General features: G+C 40.7%; 13 protein-coding genes. 6 read left to right on the top strand and 7 right to left on the bottom strand.

From position 1 onward, the window contains the following. Window positions 1–110 precede the first annotated feature (110 nt). The 4 genes from QYC40_RS00895 (at window position 111) to QYC40_RS00880 (ending at window position 3254) form a co-directional block, all read left to right on the top strand. The gene (locus QYC40_RS00895) at window positions 111–677 is read left to right on the top strand and encodes a carboxypeptidase-like regulatory domain-containing protein (protein ID WP_301991879.1); all 567 of its coding nucleotides are present in this window, start codon (window positions 111–113) and stop codon (window positions 675–677) included. Further along, window positions 674–844, top strand: a complete 171-nt coding sequence (locus QYC40_RS00890) for a DUF5000 domain-containing lipoprotein (RefSeq protein ID WP_301991878.1) — start codon at window positions 674–676, stop codon at window positions 842–844. Before QYC40_RS00895 ends, QYC40_RS00890 begins: the two co-directional genes overlap by 4 nt. Window position 845: 1 nt before the next feature. Then, window positions 846–1520 (top strand): DUF4998 domain-containing protein, encoded by a 675-nt coding sequence (locus tag QYC40_RS00885; protein WP_301991877.1) that lies wholly within the window; start codon window positions 846–848, stop codon window positions 1518–1520. Window positions 1521–1844: 324 nt separating this feature from the next. Next, a complete protein-coding gene (locus QYC40_RS00880) occupies window positions 1845–3254 on the top strand; it encodes an aldehyde dehydrogenase family protein (RefSeq protein ID WP_301991876.1) in 1410 nt (469 codons plus the stop codon). On the opposite strand, the gene QYC40_RS00875 is transcribed toward QYC40_RS00880, so the two are convergent. The 4 genes from QYC40_RS00875 to QYC40_RS00860 form a co-directional block, all read right to left on the bottom strand. Then, window positions 3251–3607, bottom strand: coding sequence for a Rieske (2Fe-2S) protein (locus QYC40_RS00875; protein ID WP_301991875.1), 357 nt, complete (start codon window positions 3605–3607; stop codon window positions 3251–3253). The two genes, QYC40_RS00880 and QYC40_RS00875, sit on opposite strands and share 4 nt — an antisense overlap. Before the next feature lie 85 nt (window positions 3608–3692). Beyond that, entirely contained in the window at window positions 3693–5498 is a 1806-nt protein-coding gene (gene typA, locus QYC40_RS00870) for a translational GTPase TypA (protein WP_301991874.1), read from the bottom strand. 331 nt (window positions 5499–5829) lie between these two features. After that, entirely contained in the window at window positions 5830–7020 is a 1191-nt protein-coding gene (gene kbl, locus QYC40_RS00865) for a glycine C-acetyltransferase (protein WP_301991873.1), read from the bottom strand. A 144-nt stretch (window positions 7021–7164) separates the two neighbouring features. Next, window positions 7165–7578 (bottom strand): DUF2147 domain-containing protein, encoded by a 414-nt coding sequence (locus tag QYC40_RS00860; RefSeq protein ID WP_301991872.1) that lies wholly within the window; start codon window positions 7576–7578, stop codon window positions 7165–7167. A gap of 151 nt (window positions 7579–7729) precedes the next feature. On the opposite strand from QYC40_RS00860, the gene QYC40_RS00855 reads away from it, so the two are divergent. Further along, window positions 7730–8077 carry a phage holin family protein gene (locus tag QYC40_RS00855; RefSeq protein ID WP_301991871.1) on the top strand — a complete coding sequence of 116 codons (348 nt, stop codon included), beginning with the start codon at window positions 7730–7732 and terminating at the stop codon, window positions 8075–8077. Between the two features lie 101 nt (window positions 8078–8178). Here the strand turns inward: QYC40_RS00855 and QYC40_RS00850 are convergent, their stop codons facing one another. Continuing rightward, a complete protein-coding gene (locus QYC40_RS00850; protein WP_301991870.1) occupies window positions 8179–9492 on the bottom strand; it encodes a hypothetical protein in 1314 nt (437 codons plus the stop codon). Window positions 9493–9511: 19 nt separating this feature from the next. Continuing rightward, complete coding sequence (locus tag QYC40_RS00845) at window positions 9512–11923, bottom strand: TonB-dependent receptor plug domain-containing protein (protein WP_301991869.1); 2412 nt, start codon at window positions 11921–11923, stop codon at window positions 9512–9514. 90 nt (window positions 11924–12013) lie between these two features. Between QYC40_RS00845 and QYC40_RS00840 the strand changes: the two genes are divergently transcribed. Further along, complete coding sequence (locus tag QYC40_RS00840) at window positions 12014–12955, top strand: AraC family transcriptional regulator (RefSeq protein WP_301991868.1); 942 nt, start codon at window positions 12014–12016, stop codon at window positions 12953–12955. A gap of 487 nt (window positions 12956–13442) precedes the next feature. On the opposite strand, the gene QYC40_RS00835 is transcribed toward QYC40_RS00840, so the two are convergent. Further along, window positions 13443–15860 carry a TonB-dependent siderophore receptor gene (locus QYC40_RS00835; RefSeq protein ID WP_301991867.1) on the bottom strand — a complete coding sequence of 806 codons (2418 nt, stop codon included), beginning with the start codon at window positions 15858–15860 and terminating at the stop codon, window positions 13443–13445. Between the last annotated feature and the right edge of the window lie 202 nt (window positions 15861–16062).

Raw genomic sequence — 16062 nt, 5'->3', positions numbered from 1 at the left:
TGAAAATATAAGTTAATCCATTAGTTTTGACGCACTAATTATTAACAGGGGGACTATCAAATCCCTCCTATTTAACGCTAATTATTAACAAATTATATTGCCAAATTCACATGAAAATAACCAAGTTATTACTGCTGATGGTTGGTTTACTAACTAGTCATTGGCTTTGTGCTCAAAACCGAGAGATTACGGGAAAAGTAATGTCGGAATCTGATTCATCTTTACTTATCGGGGCAACGATTAGTATTCCAACGACCAACATTGCTGCAGGATCTGATGCAAAAGGGGAATTCAGGATTTCAGTTCCTAATAATTTTAAGACATTAAGTTTTGTGATGGTAGGATACAACACTCAAGTAATTGATATCCAAAACAAAACCTACGTGGAAGTATACTTGAAGTCCAAAGACGAAGTCATTGAAGATGTCGTTGTAACGGCTTTTAACACCAAAGTCAAGAAAACGGATTTAATTGGCTCAGTCACGACTGTTAACACGAAGGATTTAAAAGTTCCATCCAACAATTTAACGACGGCACTCGCTGGACGTGTAGCCGGTATGATTGCCTATCAAACTACAGGTGAACCCGGGAATGATAATGCATCATTCTTTATCCGTGGTGTAAGTTCATTTGGCTCCGGGAAAGTCGATCCACTAATCCTTATCCCACAGGTATGAGTGCCGCAGAACAAGTGACCTATGCATCCGTTACAGGTGAGGATTTTATTATCGAAAATACTGCTCCAGCTTATCGTTATTACAGAGTAGCTATTAAAAGTGTGTGGGCAGGATGGCCAGATTTCGCTATTGATGAAATGACATTTTTTGGAATTTATGAAGACTAACATGAAAAATTTAGGAATATTATTATTATTAATTGTTATTTCATTCGCATCATGCAGTAAGCCGGATGAATATTACAAGGATCTATTGATCTATAGTGATCGCAATAATCCTGGAAAGCTACAGAATCTGAAAGGCTCCAATGGATATTATAGATTAAAAATCAAATATGATATCCCTCCTAATAACTCTGTTTCCAAGATAGTTTTAAAGGGAGCGACAGATTCGTTAGTCTTTGATGTTCCGGAAGGAAAATCAGGCACAAAAGATAGCCTTATCGTCAAAGATTTAATGGAGACCAATTATCGGTATCAGATCTACAGTTTGAATAAGGACAATGTGAAATCGATAAAACGAGAATTATCTTTCAAAATTTATGGTGATCGTTATAAATCAAGTCTAACCACATTGAATGTGCGTTCAAAAGCAACGGTTAACACGAATGATTTAAGATTAATATTTAATGGTGACCGCGCTAATGTTTTAGCGAAATCAAAATTCGAATATACAGATAGAGCGAATAAGCTCGTTAAATTGGACTTTAAAAATCCAACAGATACCATCGTGCTTCCAAATTATAAGACGGGTACAGACGTATATCTTTCTAATGGATTTATTCCTACTTCGAACTCAATTGATACCCTTTATACTACAAAGAAGAAGTTAATTCTTCCTTAATGTATCATTGAGTTTTTTCAAAATATCAACAAGCCGTATGTGAGAAGATTACATACGGCTTATTTTTATGCTATCCATGCCACAGACAATTCTTGATTTGCAAATAATCTTAAGGTCTACCAAGCGGCAGTCGCTCCCTCGAAATCGAAATAACGAAATTAAATCCTATGAAACATGCAAAAACTGGACAGCATTATGTTGCTCAGGTTTTTTTTATAAACCTACTGGCGGAAAGTTCTGCACTTCGTAGCTTTTGTTGTCAGCGCAACGTCTAAAATCTATTGCCTGATATCTTTTTTCCCTATTTTCATTATCTTTAATACTATGGCTTATACTTCGATCAGCGAGATAGAAAAGATTTATTCTGCACAGGAAAAACACAAAGATGTAGCAAAACATAGCACTGCGCAACAACGTAAGAAGCTGCTGGTTCGACTGCTCGCAGCAATAAGGTCGAACGAAGACGCCATACAGAAAGCTTTATACCATGACTTCCATAAGTCAGCGATGGAAACCGCCATCACCGAGATATTCGCGGTAGAATTTGAACTGAAGCAATTTATCAAGCACATCGAGAAATGGGTAAAAGGAAAATCGGTTAGCCGCTCACTTTTGTTTCCAAATGTTTCTGCCTCTTTGCATTATGAGGCCAAAGGGCAGGTCCTTATTATCACCCCTTGGAATTACCCTTTCCAGTTGCCCCTGGTGCATCTCATCGCATCCATAGCTGCTGGCAATGTGACGATGCTGAAGTTATCCGAATTCTCAAAAAATACCAATCAGGTTATTAAGAAAATATTAGAGGGCGTATTCAAAGAAGAGCATGTGGCGGTCATTGAAGGCGAGGTGCAGGAAACTACGCATCTCTTAGCAAAGCGATTCGATCATATACACTTCACAGGCTCTCCTGCGGTAGGTAAGATCGTGATGAAAGCTGCGAGTGCTAACCTATCGGACATTACGCTCGAGTTGGGCGGAAAATCCCCTGCGATATTCGACAAGAATGTGTCACTAGCGAAAGCCGTTAAGAACATCATCTGGGCCAAGTTTGTCAATGCAGGACAGACTTGTATAGCACCGGACTATCTACTCGCCCCTAGACCTCTCAAATCTGAAATAGAACAATTGTTCAAAAAAGAATTGGAGCATGCTTTCGGATCGAATGCACAGCATTCGCCCGACTTTGCCCGCATTATAAACGACAAGCAGTACAAGCGACTTAGCGATGCGCTAGCCGATGCAAGATCCTTGGGGGCACAAGTGGTCGCAGGGGGAACTTTAGATGAAAGAGATCGCTATATAGAGCCTACGGTGCTCAGCAATGTTGCAGAGAACAATCCCTTGCTGACGGATGAGATCTTTGGACCTATCCTACCGATCGTCTATTACAATCAGCTAGCAGATGCGATCAGCTTTATCAATAAGAAGGAGAAGCCTTTGGCACTCTACATATTCAGTCAAGACAGCAAATTCAGTAACCATGTTATCCGACATACCAGTGCTGGGTCAACTTGCGTGAATGACGCTATGATACAAATATTGCATCCTAATTTGCCCTTTGGAGGGGTCAATAACTCAGGGATTGGGCAGTCGACAGGTTGGTATGGATTTAAATCGTTCTCCCATGAACGCGCTATTGCCGATGTCATGCTGATCCCGATGTCCAAAATGTTTTGGTTTCCCTATACAGAAAAGACATTTAAGCTGTTGAAATGGATGAAGAAATTGATCTAACCAAAGATCTTATCCAATAAACTGCGTTTAATACCGACGTAGAACTCGCCATTTTCTTTTTTCAACGGATAGACGCGTATGTAATTATGCTGTTTTTCATCACCCTTCCCTGTTTCAATATCGAAGCGATGTCTGTGGAATGGGCAGATCAGCTTTCCCTCCTCACACCATCCATGGGTTAAATCGGCGCCAGCATGAGGGCATCGACTCGAAGTTACCGACAAGATACCGCCCTCGCTGATTAGGCAGAGCTTCTTGCCCGCTACATGCAGAGCTTTCACATAATTCCTAGTCTCATCGATCTTCGCAGGCACCTTATGCCAGGTTAAGTCGTCATCCTCGAATTCTTCCATAGATTAAATGTCAGGCTTTTTTAGCTAAAAACAAAAAAGCTGCCCAAATTGGGCAGCTTGTCTTATCTCTATTTTGATTCCAGTCTTATTGGAATTTCTTTGCATTTACTTTACGCTCGTTTTCAGTAAGATAAATCTTACGAAGACGCATGCTCTGAGGAGTTACCTCAATGTACTCATCAGCCTGTATGTATTCCATGCTCTCCTCTAAAGAGAATTTGATAGCAGGAGCGATACGTGTATTATCATCCGAACCTGAAGCACGCATGTTGGTTAACTGCTTACCTTTCGTTACGTTGATTGTTAAATCATTATCACGGATATGCTCACCTAAGATTTGTCCTTCGTAGATATCTACACCTGGATCAACAAAGAAACGACCACGATCTTGTAACTTGTCGATCGAGTAAGCTGTCGTGCTACCTGTATCTAATGAGATCAATACCCCAGCTAAACGTCCAGGAATTGTTCCTTTCCAAGGCTCGTATCCTTTCAAACGGTGCGCCATTACAGCCTCACCAGCAGTAGCCGTCAATACGTTGTTACGCAATCCGATGATACCACGAGAAGGGATTGAGAACTCTAAGTGTTGCATTTCGCCTTTAGACTCCATAATCAACAACTCACCTTTACGTTGCGTTACTAGTTCGATAACCTTTCCAGAAACCTCTGCAGGCACATCAACTACTAACTCCTCAATAGGCTCACATTTAACCCCATTGATTTCTTTAACGATTACCTGTGGCTGACCTACTTGTAACTCATATCCTTCGCGACGCATCGTCTCGATCAATACAGACAAGTGAAGAATACCACGGCCATATACTAACCATGCATCAGGAGAGTCCGTAGGGACAACGCGTAATGCAAGGTTTTTCTCTAATTCTTTTTGAAGACGGTCGTAAATGTGACGTGAAGTAACGAATTTACCCTCTTTACCGAAGAAAGGAGAGTTATTGATCGTGAACAACATATTCATTGTTGGCTCATCAATGTGCATCACTTCTAATTGCTCAGGATTCTCGAAGTCAGCGATTGTATCCCCGATTTCAAATCCTTCAATACCTACAACTGCAACGATATCGCCAGCCTTAACCTCAGAAACTTTTACACGACCTAGTCCTTCGAACAATTGTAACTCTTTAACACGAGATTTAACCACCTTACCGTCGCGTTTCATTAATGAAACCGGTTGGTTTTCTTTGATGCTACCACGTACAATACGACCGATCGCGATACGACCTACGAATGTAGAGTAGTCCAAAGATGTTACCTGCATTTGCAGCGTACCTTCTGATACTTCTGGTGCAGGGATATGCGTAATGATTGCCTCAAGAAGGTCTGTAAAATCTGTTGTTGGAGTTTTCCAGTCTGTAGACATCCATCCTTGTTTTGATGAACCGTACAATACCGGGAAATCTAATTGCTCTTCCGTTGCTCCTAAGTTGAAGAATAAGTCGAACACATTCTCGTAAACTTCTTCCGGACGGCAGTTTTCTTTATCAACTTTGTTAACAACAACAATAGGTTTGATACCTAATGCCAATGCTTTACCCGTAACAAAGCGAGTTTGAGGCATCGGACCTTCAAAAGCATCTACTAATAAAACAACACCATCAGCCATTTTCAATACACGCTCTACCTCACCACCAAAATCGGCGTGACCAGGAGTATCGATAATGTTAATTTTGGTGTCTTTATATTTTACAGATACGTTTTTAGATACGATGGTAATCCCACGCTCACGCTCCAAATCATTGTTATCCAGGATTAACTCACCTGAATTTTCATTGTCTCTGAATTGGTTAGTAAAGTGAAGAATTTTGTCAACCAACGTAGTTTTACCGTGGTCAACGTGCGCAATAATCGCTATGTTTCTGATGTTCTGCATTGAGCAATAATGTGTTATATAAAAATAAGAGGTGCAAAGATATACAATTTGCACCTCAAAACTCACTATTTTTTGTTAATATTTTATTAGGCCAGTATTTATTCTTGATTAAGAATAATAAAATTAGTCCCTGAAACACAATAATTAAGCATTCAAATGGCCAAGCGAAGACTTCCAAAAGGATACCATCCCCAAAAACCTGTCATGTTCCTAGGGAAACTCTAACGGGGATGAACGTTCTTGAAAGCTTTTGAAAACCGACACTTCCAGAAAAAAGAGAGCGGATATCTTCATCGAAGATACCCGCTCTCACTTATCTTAACGGCTTGACTTATTTAATCACGCCTAATTCCTTACCAACTTTTGTGAAGGCCGCAATCGCTTTGTCCAAATGCTCAGGCTCGTGTCCTGCAGAGATTTGCACACGGATACGGGCTTTTCCTTGCGGAACAACCGGATAATAAAAACCGATCACATAGATTCCCTCTTCCAACATTTTAGAAGCGAATTCTTGCGCTAATTTAGCGTCATACAACATCACCGGAACGATGGGATGGAATCCAGGTTTTATATCAAAACCCGCCTCTGTCATCTTTTCGCGGAAGTATTTTGTATTGTTTTCTAATTTATCACGAAGCTCGGTTGTTTCGCTCAACATATCCAATACCGCAACCGAAGCACCCGCAATAGCAGGAGCCAAAGTGTTGGAGAATAAGTATGGACGCGAACGCTGGCGAAGCATATCGATAATTTCTTTTTTACCGGATGTAAAACCACCGGATGCTCCACCCAACGCTTTACCTAATGTTCCTGTGATAATGTCTACACGATCCATTACGTTGAATAATTCGTGCGTACCACGGCCCGTTTTACCAATAAAACCAGAACAGTGAGACTCATCAATCATGACCAAAGCTTCGTACTTATCCGCTAAATCGCAAATTTGATCCAAGGGAGCAACCGAACCATCCATCGAAAATGCACCATCTGTAACAATGATTTTATGGCGTGCACCGGCAGCTGATTGCAATTGCGCTTCCAAATCGGCCATATCTGCATTTTTATAACGGAATCTTTGCGCTTTACATAAGCGAACACCGTCTATAATAGAAGCGTGATTCAATTCATCCGAGATGATCGCATCTTCAGCAGAGAATAAAGGCTCGAATACACCCCCATTTGCATCAAATGCTGCAGCATATAGAATGGTATCTTCCGTGCCTAAGAACTTCGATAGTTTCGCTTCCAATTCTTTATGCACATCCTGTGTACCACAGATAAATCGTACTGATGACATGCCATATCCGTGTGAATCGATCGCTGCTTTGGCTGCAGCAACAACTTTCGGATGTGAAGACAATCCCAAATAGTTATTCGCACAGAAGTTGATCACTTCCTGACCCGTACTGATTTTAATATCCGCACCTTGAGGAGTCGTGATAATGCGTTCTTCTTTATATAAACCAGCATCTTTAATCGCTGCCAATTCCGTTTCTAAAGCGGGCTTTAAGGTTTTGTACATATCGGTAAATTTATTTGTGATAAAGATAAGCTTTTTTTTAAAGTCAGACCCACGAAAACGTTTGTGTGAAATTTCAAAAGCCCCCTAAATAGCGAAAGAGCCGCATTAAACCTACGACTCTTCCCTTTTCAACATAGCAAGCTGCTATTTAATTCTCTTCCATGTTTCAGTACGCCCCAGTAAGCTAACGCCTACATAGCCGCGAATATCCAGGGCATCATCGCCCTTCAGCGTCATCTTGCAGCTATAAGTCTTTCCTGATTTCGGGTCGTAAATCTGTCCATCTTCGTAGGTCTTCCCATTCTTCGTGAAATTTGTTAAAATCTCTAAGCCTTGAAGATTCCGCGAACGCAGAGACTCTTTCGGATTCTTCAAATCCTTCTTGCTGGAGTCCTTTATCCAATACAACTTCCCATAAAACTTATCGCCCTTTTTGTAGATTTCAATACGCCCTTCTCCACTTGGATTTTGCCATTTCCCAAGAATTGGATCATTACTTTGTGCAAAGACCATTAGCCCGATGAATATCGCGCATACTGTTGTCAATAATCTTTTCATAGTTCACATCGTTTAAAATTGTTAAGTCAAGATAACAAAATTATTCTATGTTAGCATAATATTATTTTTGTTACTAATCATAATCAATCGATTGAGGACCTGTATTGGCATCAAATTTGAATGATGCATCATAAGTCAAAACGTACGAATTATGAGGTTTATCATCAGTCTTTTAGTAACAGGTTTAGTCGTTGCTTTAGCATCTTGGGTTATCCCTGGCGTAGCAGTCGCTGGATTTGGTTGGGCGATTTTAACAGGTCTTGTTATTGGGCTTGTAAACGCTATTGTTGGGGGCATACTACGATTATTTACATTCCCTTTAAATTGGTTGACGTTCGGATTAGTTTCCTTTATCATAACGGTATTGATGATTATGTTATCTGACAAAATCATGGGTACCAAATTTGAAGTTGATGGCTTCTGGCCAGCATTCTTCTTCGCTATCGCTGTTGCAGTGATAGAAATGATTATCGGAGCAATGACATCCGACAAAAAATAAAGCTACCTATTGGGAAATGCATTAGTCTCCATAATGGAGAAACAAGAAAGCCGGCAAAATATGATTGCCGGCTTTTTTATGTCAGATTTATCAAGTATTAATTAATAGATTCCAATGTAATATTGGTCCGCACCTGAAGTAATTTTAGCACCTTTAACACCGTCTTTACTTGTCGAGTTCACATCATAAATGTAGATGTTTCCTTCTTTCCCAACAGGCGATAAAGCGATATAAAACTTACCATCTCTTACTACTGATGATTGATACTGTTGCAACCACAATCCTGATGGCGTATTCAAATCTACGACAGAATTATTATTCAAATCAATTCTTGCTAAACCCCAGGCAGACGAATATGTTGGCTCGCCTTGAGGATTTACTCCAATTTGCACCTTATCATCACCAACTTTTTCATATGGCATATAGCAGATACCATTTCCAGCATAGAAAAACCCGTTACTGCTTGTCTCCCTACCTAATTTCTCGCTTAAATTGAATTTATAAGATGTGTTGTATTGGCCGTTCACAATTTTTACAATATGCGTTTTTCCACCTGCGCTTACCATTTGTAAGATCTCACCAGCTTCGTTTACATGCTGAGTAGGCGTACGGTATCCATTTGTTGAACCTGCTACGTCGTTTCTTGTAATAACGGTCGCGTTTGTTAAGCTCGGGTAGTCAAGAACGAGTGTGAAAGTTTTATCTGTTTCAATGTTCTTACCAGTGGTCGGATTAAACTTACCTACGGCAGCACCATAGTAAATTTTGCTTCCTGATACCACCGGAGCATCAATACGCGTTATATTATAGCCTTCTTGCGCTAGAGTCCCAGGTAATACAACATCAATAGCTTTATTGAAGTTCGTTCCAAAATTCATCGCATCCAAGTTTAGAATACCAATGCTCGCTGTAATTTTGTGCTTCTTGTAAACTGTTGTATTTACGGCATCATATTCCGCTTTTGAACTGATATAGTGTACCGAGGCTGCTGCATCGCTCAACTTGGTTAATCGAACTGCAGTTGCTCCTAAGGGAACCGAAGAGTCAAACGTCGCCACTTTAGTGTATTGACTACCGCCATTATATGTAAATTTATCAATCTCACCTACGGTATAGGTTAAACTGTAGATTGTCTTGCCGTCCGATGAAGGGAATATACGTGAAGTACGTGCAGTACTCATTAAGAAACCTTTGCTCAAAAAGGAAACTTCACCAGTACTAAGATCAGAAACACCCTGTAAATAAGTTCCCGAAATTGAGCCTGATCCACTTGCGAATGATAATTGAAAATCTCTTCCAACTACTTCCGGGGTAACCGGATTGTCATCAGAAGAACAGCTTGTCATTAAAGCAGCAGCGCAGATTGTTGCTGCAAAAAGCCCCTTAAGTCTTGTGTTCTTTGTAAACATATTCATGATTATTGATATTTTATAGTTAAAAAATTGCGTAAGTAATTTTTGCGTAGAATGCTCTTCCAGGCTTCTGCAGACCGAAATTGTCGAATGTCTGTTGATTGAAAATATTCTTAGCATCAACGCTCAGAATAACCTTGCTTGAAGGAAAAGCATAGGTTAAACCGATATCATTTGCATATTGCGTGGGTATCTTGTCCAAATTAACTCCACCAACATTTGCCCAATTTCGCAAGAAGCCTTCCACATAATTGACGTTGTAATAAATGGAAGAATGTGATCCATCAGCAAACAGATTTTCCAAACGATAGGCGAGGTTCGCATTGAACTTAAAAGAAGGTTCATTCCGAATCTGCGTACGATAGAATAAATAACGATCTCCATTCTGATTAAACTCTGTATTGAACAGTGTACTGATTTTGGAAATCGTAAAATTGAAGTCTAATTTTTGATTGTATGTGTACCTTATCTCCGCGTCAATCCCTCTTGTCTCTACGTCTTCTAAGTTCTCGAAACGCGTGTTATCATTGTTTCCAGATTGAAGACCTTCCCGAATCATGCCTTGCGTATTTCTATAAATAAGCGAACTATTCAAGCGGATCATATGCTTATCCATAATATATGGCCCCAAGTTCACTCCAAGATTCGCATTATAGCTGATCTCAGGGTTCAACTCGCCTACAGGCGGCAAGAGGTTGTCTGCAACATTCCCAAATATCTCATTAGCATTTGGCAAGCGAATAGCTTTCTCGCCCGACCCAAGAAGAAATAGCGTAGGTCGCAAAGCATAAGAGGCCGCAAAACCATATCCACTGTGATTTCGGTCGCGCTCGAACTTTTTCAGACCATATTCTGGCGGGTTTGCATTTATTTGATAGGGCTCATTCGATGTAACCTTCTGCAGATAGTGTTTATAAAAAATATTAGTTCTTAACTTCTGTGAAAAGGATAAGTTTTCGTATGTAAATGAAAAAATATTCTTTTGAAGATCTCTTGTGTTTTCTAGCAATTGAATGCCTAGGGGCTGCATTTTATCTTCGGTACCTCGTTTGAAATTATTGTATAAATAATTAGCGAATAGGTGGTTATTAGCATTGATCGCATAACCTAAATTAACACGAGATACTAAGGTCTTATCGCTATTTAAAGCGGTTGTTTTGGAACTTGAGGACTCTGCTCCCGATGTATAGGTAACATAAGAGCCGTCAGGATTTTGGATAGGCTTCCCTCTCCAATCATACATCCAGTCAATTGTATCGATTAATTGACGCTCTAAATAAGAATAACTTGCATCCAATTTAACCGAAAGGCCTTCTAACAATAAATCTTTCTTTTCATAGGTTAAGGTCGCGACATTGCTATTCCCCCTCGTATGTCTATTTCCGTAAGGCTTATTCATTGTGCGTCCGTGTTGAACCTCTTTGTAATCTCTAGAAAGAACTCCGCCTATCAGAAACCGATCAGCCCAACTGACATCCGTATATCCAAAATTTACGCGGCCACCGTAAGAACGGTATGCATCATGAAATCGCTTTGCACGTTGGTTCAAAGTGGTTGCCCCTGTATAATCCTTGAAAGAGATGTTTTCTCCCCAAACCTCGTAGTTATTGTCACTATAATTGTAGAATGCAGAAGCATCGACGCCCAAGCCTTTTTCATTTTTAAAGCTTCCAATCATATTCCATTGGTGCGTGTTAAATGATCCCGCTGAATAAGAGGTTAAAAGCGAATTGCGTGTTCTTTGTTTCTTCATTACCACGTTTATGGCTCCGCCAAGCGCATCCTCAGAGAGGTAACCAGGAACGACGCCTTTAAAAATCTCGATTCGCTCAATCAAAGCTGGAGGAATACTGTTAAGCGAGAAGGATGATCCATAGTTACTTGCAGGAACACCATCTATAAAGACCTTTACAGCATTGCCGGACAAGCCATTGATATTATAATGGATGTGCGAGCCCAATCCTCCATCTTGGCGGATCCGAACCCCCGCACTTCTGTCTAATAACTCATTGGTTTGAATAGACTGTAATGCGGCTAATTTCGTCTCAATCACATTGACCGCAAAGCCCTTTGTCTCGATCTCTCGCTTGGCAGAGTTTCCCGTTACACGAATCTCGTCCAAACTAACCTCTCCACGCGGATCGATGTGAATGTGTAAATCATACTTCGACTTATCGACCTGAAGCGGTAGATTCCTCGTTTGCACTTCTACAGAAGTTACGGTGATTACTTGTGAGCCATAAGGAACTTCGGCTAAGAGATACTCGCCTTTCTCATTGGAAACAGAAGCGATTGTGGTGCCTTTTATACGTACTGTTGCCTGTTTTACAGGGGTTCCGTCTAATAAATGTACAATACCTTTGATGCTTGCTGTTTGCCCGAAGCAAGCGATTGAACACAGGAAAAGGACTAAGGTAATGTAAAAAAATTTCATTATACCAGATTAATACCTAATTTTGGAGCATCATTTAGAACAAGTCTAAATAAATGTTGCTGCAAATCTAGAATTATTCTAAATAACAAAATGACGCAATCAGAAAAAAAAGCTACACATTCAGAAATATTGGGTATCCCGGAAGCCTCCGACGAGCAAAGTATCATGGCGCTGGGAACCGAGATGTATTTTACGGTGCTGGAAGGAAGACAGCGTTTCGCCTTCAACAGTCCCGTGGATGGTTATTTGAATGTATTGATTGCGGAGAATTCAACCAATGTAAGCTTACAGGTAAAGCAGCAACAATATATACTGCACGCGGATGAAAACCTGCTCAAGCACCTACAAAAAGGAACGGCAATTGACGTTAAAAGTCTTTCCTCCGACTGCACCCTCCTTTTACTCATCATCCCTAGCGAGAAAATACAGTCTTTCCACAAAACTTATACAGAACAACAGGAACGCTTTGAGAACGGTCTGTTGACCAAATCGGATAAACGTATCAGTCTAGCCGTAAACCAAATTATTGGCTTATATGCTGCGGACTCCTTTATCAACCAGTTGCGCGTACAGTCTCTATTGTTGGAAACTATCGTTCATCAAATTGAAGGCCTATATGCCGAAAATGAGAATAAGGAGCTGATTGCAAACAAAAACCATTACGAACGAATCGTCCTGGTAAAACAATTAATTGACGAAGATCTCTCTCAGAACCATTCGATATCCAGTCTCGCTAAGCATGTCGGAACCAACGAGCAATATCTGAAGCAACATTTTAAACAATATTATGGCAAGACCGTCATGAATTACATCACCGAAAAAAAGATGGAGCATGCCAAATCCCTGATATTGACCGGCAAGCACCGCATTTCCGACGTTGCGCGCATGACCGGATACAAACATTCCACCCACTTCACCACCGCCTTTAAAAAGTATTTCGGAATTATCCCTAATTCCCTGAGATACACCTTCCTCGTAGCACAGGAAGGAATCACCGAAATGGTCGATATGATAGGGAAAATTTCATTATAGAGATTTTATTAGAGATTAGACATCAGATTTTAGACATTAGAATATGGCGGCTAGAGATAGGTGCTTTCTTGAACCGATGGTTTAGCAGGAGTTTGTCTTTGAAAGGAAGGATGCAAGGAGGGACAGGACCTGGACATACCTGCTATTACTGAATAGCATTTCACACCTCTTTCTTAACCATATCATACCCAATTCGGAGCGGTTATGATTGGGGTTTGAATTGGGTTTACATTGGGTTTGAAATGGGAGTAAGTAGACTAGCTTACCTCTACGCTAAGACAAAAAGTGCGGGAAAGTGTCGTAGTGAATATTTAACCGTTAACCCCGATACTGACAATCCTTAAATCCTTCCTTTCCTGGTTCAACACAAACGTTCCCTTCTTTAAAACAATACCCTCCTTTCCTTCAAAAACATGAAAACAAAAAGCGCCCAGAAAAACTAGGCGCCATACTCTTATATCTAAAATCTTATATTCTAAGATCTAATCTAAAACTTATAGCTCAAGGTCGTCGTAAAACTTCTTGGCGGAATTGGGTTCACACTGTAGTTTTCGTGTACATAATAGTTAAACTCGTTGCTGATATTACTGATCTTACCGAGTATGCTCCAGTTTTTGTAGGTATATCCTGCGGAGAAATCGAATGTGGTAAATGGATCGATTGGGATAATGCGATCTTCACCTTTACTTTCATTGATTTTAGTATTGTTCCAACCTGCGTTGCGCTTTCCGGTGTAGTAGGTTGAAAACCCTAACTTCAGACCTCTTGCGCCTCCGTTTTGAATTGTATAAAATAACGATGCATTTCCGGTGTGGGCTGTAGTTCCCACCAGGCGAACGCCTTCGACGCTGCCATTATCATTGGTCTCGAGATAGCGCATAAAGTTGTAGGCATATCCACCCATGACCTCCAGGCCGTCAACAATAGTACCTGTGATATCCAAGTCAAGCCCATCAGATGCAGTTTTGCCGGTAAACTCCTTCATGTTTGCGTCCGGAACATTTCCGCTCTCGTCGATAATCGCTTGAGCAAAGCGATCGTTGATGATTCGGTACCATGTTAGGTTTGCTGTCAAGCGTCCCGCGAATAATTCATTTTTCACTCCGGCTTCATAATGGTCGATAATGGATGGGCCCATGGGTCTAAACTCGCTATCATAGCCCGAATTTGAGGTGAAGTTATTGGCATAGCTCACAAAGAGGGTTGTCGATTTAATCGGTTGATAGATCAGAGCAAATTTCGGAGACCAAGCACGCTCCTTTTTATCGCCTAATAACTGGCCATCTTTTGTTTTATTCTCTACCACATAGGAAGAGTCTTTTGCATAGTCATAACCCGCTGCTTGTTTATTATTCTGTTCCGTATAGCGAAGGCCTACTAAAACTTTGAACTTGTCTGTCAGGCTTACCAAGTCCTGAGCGAATACGCCATAGCGATAGACATTCGTTGCTGTCCTTGTTTTCAGATCGGTATTTGGGATGTCAGTTCTTGATTTATAGGAATCTTTTTCAAAAACGTTGATTTCATCGTAGGCGCTGGATGGCTTTAAAGGATCCGCACCGGCATAGATATTCAACGCATAGTTTTTGGTATTTGACTGATCGAAATCTGCACCAACCAAGACCTGATGTTTAATCGTACCGGTATACACTGTCCCCATTAAGTTAGCCTGTTGGTTAAAGGTTAATTCTTCTGATTCCGTTCGGTTTAAAGCACGTGGGATGGTCCCGTCCGCTTTCGCTTGTATTCTTTCTGCGCCGAAGTAGTCTCTGTTATACTGTTGGTAGCTAGCGCTTAAGTCCAGTTTCCAGTTGCTGGAGAAGTCATGCGAAAAAGCCAACTGTCCATTGCTGGAATTCGTCTTATTGTATGCCCATTCGGTATTTAGGTACGTATTTCTTCCCACGCGCTGATCGATTTTCCCGTCGACTGATCCAATTCCGAAGTCCGGAGTAAAGTCGCTCTTTAAATAATCGAACATGGCATTCAATGTTGATTTCTCTGAGATTTTGTACAATAAAGACGGATTGATATAGAAACGTTTGCTTTCGACATTATCTCTATAGCTCTCCGCGTATTCACCTGTTCCAACAATTCGGAATGCTAATCGATCACTTATCGGTCCATACACATCAACGATCGGTTTATATTGATTGAAGCTTCCGACACGCATAGAAACTTCGCCGCCCTGCTCAAACTTAGGCTTTTTGGTGACCAAGTTAAGGACAGCACCACCCGATACGCCTCCATATAATAAAGCGGCTGTACCCTTCAGAATTTCAACAGATTCTAACGTACTTGCTTCGATCGACCCACCGTTGTTGGTTCTAGCACCATTCTTAAAGATATTGTTGGATCCCAAGCTATAGCCTCGGGCATAAAAATTTTCATTTACGCCACCCCGATTAGCTCCCAATGCTACGCCATTCGCATTTTTCAATACATCACTCAATCGGTTAACCTGCTGATCGCGAATAACCTGCGCATTGATAATCTGTACTGACTGCGGTAGATCGCGCACCAATATACCACCCTTGCCCACTGCAAGCTTCTTGTCGTTCACGGTGTGATAACCCACCACATCAACGCTGTCAATGTTATTATGGTTATCATTCAATACCAGTTCTGCAATTCTAGTTTCGACGCCATCCGGCTGCACCTGTATATTCCGAGATTCATAGCCTACCGCACTCACAACCAGTACGAATTCGCCCGGATGCCCGATGTATAGTTCAAAATGACCACTGCCGTTCGTTTTGGCAGCATATCCATTCGAGGAAATATTAACTTCAGATAAGCCCTTACCCTTCGGATTGACAACTTTCCCTTTAACAGTGGTCTGCGCCATCACGGTCGTTCCAGCAGATATTGTGAATAGTAAGGTTAATATTTTAGCAATTCTCATCTTTATTTGTACTAAATCTAAATAAAGTACAAATGTAATTCCTGGTTATTTCAGAAAAAATAAACATTCGGCTAAAAACTTTAATAATCGGAAAATAATCTAGTATATAGTAGTTAGTAGTTAGTAGTTAGTATTTAGTATTTAGACCTATGGCTGTTATAGATTTGAGAAATAAGACAATAGATATTAGAGTATGGCGGTT

This window comes from Sphingobacterium sp. BN32 (genome assembly GCF_030503615.1).
In the GTDB taxonomy this organism is placed as follows: domain Bacteria; phylum Bacteroidota; class Bacteroidia; order Sphingobacteriales; family Sphingobacteriaceae; genus Sphingobacterium.
The sequence above is the reverse complement of the archived record's forward strand: the minus strand, read 5'-3'. Positions and strand labels throughout refer to the sequence as shown.

Excerpts from the sequence above, each read along its gene's own strand:
- QYC40_RS00850 (WP_301991870.1), bottom strand. The coding sequence starts at position 9,492 with ATGAATATGTTTACAAAGAACACAAGACTTAAGGGGCTTTTTGCAGCA.
- QYC40_RS00845 (WP_301991869.1), bottom strand. The coding sequence starts at position 11,923 with ATGAAATTTTTTTACATTACCTTAGTCCTTTTCCTGTGTTCAATCGCT.
- QYC40_RS00855 (WP_301991871.1), top strand. The coding sequence starts at position 7,730 with ATGAGGTTTATCATCAGTCTTTTAGTAACAGGTTTAGTCGTTGCTTTA.
- QYC40_RS00840 (WP_301991868.1), top strand. The coding sequence starts at position 12,014 with ATGACGCAATCAGAAAAAAAAGCTACACATTCAGAAATATTGGGTATC.
- QYC40_RS00885 (WP_301991877.1), top strand. The coding sequence starts at position 846 with ATGAAAAATTTAGGAATATTATTATTATTAATTGTTATTTCATTCGCA.
- QYC40_RS00835 (WP_301991867.1), bottom strand. The coding sequence starts at position 15,860 with ATGAGAATTGCTAAAATATTAACCTTACTATTCACAATATCTGCTGGA.
- QYC40_RS00895 (WP_301991879.1), top strand. The coding sequence starts at position 111 with ATGAAAATAACCAAGTTATTACTGCTGATGGTTGGTTTACTAACTAGT.
- QYC40_RS00860 (WP_301991872.1), bottom strand. The coding sequence starts at position 7,578 with ATGAAAAGATTATTGACAACAGTATGCGCGATATTCATCGGGCTAATG.
- QYC40_RS00875 (WP_301991875.1), bottom strand. The coding sequence starts at position 3,607 with ATGGAAGAATTCGAGGATGACGACTTAACCTGGCATAAGGTGCCTGCG.
- kbl (WP_301991873.1), bottom strand. The coding sequence starts at position 7,020 with ATGTACAAAACCTTAAAGCCCGCTTTAGAAACGGAATTGGCAGCGATT.
- typA (WP_301991874.1), bottom strand. The coding sequence starts at position 5,498 with ATGCAGAACATCAGAAACATAGCGATTATTGCGCACGTTGACCACGGT.
- QYC40_RS00880 (WP_301991876.1), top strand. The coding sequence starts at position 1,845 with ATGGCTTATACTTCGATCAGCGAGATAGAAAAGATTTATTCTGCACAG.
- QYC40_RS00890 (WP_301991878.1), top strand. The coding sequence starts at position 674 with ATGAGTGCCGCAGAACAAGTGACCTATGCATCCGTTACAGGTGAGGAT.